At 37.0% G+C, this 3,355-nt stretch carries 3 protein-coding genes and 1 pseudogene; all 4 read right to left on the bottom strand.

Going from position 1 to position 3,355, the window contains the following annotated elements; all coding sequences use genetic code 11:
* On the bottom strand, positions 1 to 856 hold an 856-nt coding region (locus H5975_RS07685), incomplete at its 3' end, for a hypothetical protein (protein WP_204785549.1).
* A gap of 92 nt (positions 857 to 948) precedes the next feature.
* Positions 949 to 1,299 (bottom strand): hypothetical protein, encoded by a 351-nt coding sequence (locus tag H5975_RS07680; protein ID WP_204785548.1) that lies wholly within the window; start codon positions 1,297 to 1,299, stop codon positions 949 to 951.
* A gap of 655 nt (positions 1,300 to 1,954) precedes the next feature.
* Positions 1,955 to 2,539 (bottom strand): annotated as a pseudogene (locus tag H5975_RS09150) (MFS transporter).
* A complete protein-coding gene (locus tag H5975_RS09145; RefSeq protein ID WP_342590544.1) occupies positions 2,539 to 3,084 on the bottom strand; it encodes an MFS transporter in 546 nt (181 codons plus the stop codon). Before H5975_RS09145 ends, H5975_RS09150 begins: the two are co-directional and overlap by 1 nt.
* Positions 3,085 to 3,355: the final 271 nt, after the last annotated feature.

Raw genomic sequence — 3,355 nt, 5'->3', positions numbered from 1 at the left:
GCTTAATATCATTCTCATATCCACCATAAATAATGGTATTCTTTTCCATATTTTTACTAAATAAGTTCCAATAATTATCACGTGTTTCTGCAATACCTACGTAATTCTGTCCGTATTCAAAGGTTTTTACTATCAATTGATTTTTATCAAGTTCCTTTCGGCTGTTTACAAAATCAAAAATTTGATTCATCTGATCGACTAGTTGTGAATTTCCTAGGTCAGAATAAAAATCTATTCCTAGTTTTCTAACAACTTTATTAATTATTTGCAAACTTTCAATCCAAGAATCAATTTCTTCCTTTTTGGATTTACTAATATCCTGCATATACTTAGTAAAATCCATTTTGTTTCCATCCAACTTAAAAGTAGGTTTATTAATAAATTGGCGCATAATTCTTAAATTAATTAGCTGACTATCTATCTTGTTAGCCTTTTCAGCTTTTAAAATAAGTCTTTGCTCATGCTCCTTCTTGGTCATTACCGTAATTATTAGATGTCCTTCTGCTCCTGTTAAGATATTAATTATTGGAAAATCATCTTCTTTACTCTGCTTAGTAAGCATTTTTGCTGAAAACGAGCCCAGTTCAGCCCCAAAGTTTATGATTTTCTCTTGACCAATTTCCAGCTTCTGAACATTATCAGATGTAAATACACCAATTGGTTCCGGATGATCATCATATATAGCATAGGTAGTTAAGGTCTGATTCTCTAGATTCTTCATTGTCTTAGTAAAGCTTTCAGGATCTAATAAATACGTTGGAATAACTATTCTATCAGGTTTATCGGTTCGCTTGCTTAAGGATCGATAGGTTTTCGTATTATTTAAATCTAAAGCTACTTGTTTAAGAACTTTCATTTGCTGATCAGGATTTTGTGGGAATTCAGTTAACGGAATAACTGGATACTTATTATTCGTACTTGATAAAAGTCTCGATATGTATATGCTATTCAGATTCTGGTAAAAGATCTGATTTCATAAGCATTAGTTGAGCTTTTTATCCAAACAACAAAAAGCAATTGACCCCCAATTCGTTGGTAGACTTTTAATGTTGAACGATCTAGTTTACGATACTCCTTATTATTTTTCACTTTACTATCGATAGTTGTCTTAACCTGACATCGTATTTCTTGTTCAAAATGACTTTTTGCATAGTGATCATCACTATATAGTAATAACGAGCCATCGGTAAATGGGGTTTTATCATTTTCATAGATATTTTTATCTACTGATGCACAGCCGCTTAACTTTAACTTTAAGATTGCTATGCCATTTTCCTCAATCGATTTAGTATTTTCCACTAATACCCCTACCTTTTTGAATCAATTATACAAAAAAGTATCCGGCTTTTATACCAGGTGCTTTCTTAAGCATTTATAGTTAAAAATATACATAAAAAATCTGCTATAAAACCTATTAGATCAACATATCCAACGATTCTCCAATGTAAAACCACGCACACGTTCTCCTATACACACAGCTGTGTGCATGATATTCTTAAGCAAACAAAAATAGTTCTTGATACATCTTCGTAAAGTGTTGATATATCAGGAACTAATAAGCTATTAGAGTTTGAGAAAGAGTAGTATTTTATTATAGTGAGGACATACTGTTTTTATTAACTGACAAAAATTAATTATAAAGTATCACCTTATAATTTCTAAATAGTTCTCAAGTAAATAATATATAAAGCTATTGAAAAAGGTTATATTATTATCACTAAGAAATTAACAAAAGAGACCACGTAATTTAAATTTACGTAGTCCTTTTGCCGTATTATCTACTACAATTTTTGGTAGACTTTTGGTAGACAACTTGGAATAAACTGCCTTTTCTACCAAATTCGACCCTCTACAAATGCCGTTATCTTAGGCTTCCCTCTTCATATTATCCTATAACATCACTCATTGGGGAGTGATGATGGTTGCGGTGATTAGTACCCTGACGTAATTCCACCTAGATCTGTTCCAACGTATTCCCCTGCGTTTCTGGAACCACCTCAAAAGCAAAGGCCCTGGACAATACATTACAGGTAATGAAGAAGGCAAATGTCCCGACTCCACTCCAGTGATTGACCATGATCGGAAAGACAAAGCCAACCGTGAAGTTCGCCAGCTATAGACAAAAGGTGGAAATGCCCATCCCCAATCCCCGCAGACTTTGGGGAAAGATCTCGGACAGCAGAACCCAAGTTGTCGGCGAAATACATGACTGAAAGAACGCTAGAAAACTCATGGTTAGCAGAATGACGAAATATGGTAAGATCACGTTCTGACTCAAAAAGGTAATTGCTAACGTGAGTAAAAACATTGAACTGCCGGTTCCAATAATTCCGATGAGTAACATTTTGCGTCGCTCAACTGTGTACATCATTTTCATCCCGGCAATTGTGGTAATAAAAGATGTCAACCCGTTACTAATATTAGCAATTAGCGGCGCCTGGTGGCCAAAGCCAACCTTCATCAAAATACTGGTCCCGTAGTACATCATAATATTGATACCAACAAACTGTTGAACAATTCCTAAATCAAAGCCAATCATCACTGCCGGATCCACGGTTGAGTCAGGTCGTCCCAATCTGCCTGCCGGCTTGAACGGAGTGGGGCTAACACCCTCAACGCTACCGTGCGTTGCCCCTTCATTGCTAGCCAACGCGGTGACTCAGGAACATGCCACATTCCTAGAAATAGCATTACAGACGGGATCATCCCAAAAGCAATCATGTAACGCCAAATATTACCGACATGAGGAAACAATGATCCCAAGAGAGCATTGACGGTAAACGCCAGAAGTTGTCCACCAGTAATCATCAATTGATTCTGAGCGACTAACCTGCCCCGTGTTGAAGCGGTCGCAATTTCTGCTAAGTAGGCCGGTACAATGACGGAAGCCCAACCAACTACCAAGCCGAGTAAGAAGCGAAAAATAATCATCAAAATGGCATTGGGTGCTAACAAGCAGAAAAGGGTTCCACTAAAAAAGATGACCGATAAAGCAATCAGTAAACGTTTCCGCCCATAACGGTCGGCTAATTTACCAGCCATTAACGTCCCAAGAGCAGCTCCCAGGGTAATGCCCGATGTCACAAGCCCCTCTTAAGAAGGAGTGAGATTTATTTGTTGTGGCGAGGCCATATATGGAATGGCACCATTGATCACTCCCGTATCTACCCCGAAAAGCAATCCGCCTAGTGTTACTACTAACGCAATCTTTCTTAATTGTCTTCCTGTCTGACCACTAATAAAATATTATCCTAAATTTCAAGAATAAGTTAGCCACTGGACTCAAATAAATAATACTGACCAATTGATTATTGGTTGATGGAGCTGTGATATCTCTTGGTAGAAGGCCTTACGA

The organism is Limosilactobacillus coleohominis (genome assembly GCF_016901675.1).
Taxonomy (GTDB): Bacteria; Bacillota; Bacilli; order Lactobacillales; family Lactobacillaceae; genus Limosilactobacillus; species Limosilactobacillus intestinavium.
This window is presented reverse-complemented; position numbering and strand designations above follow the sequence as displayed.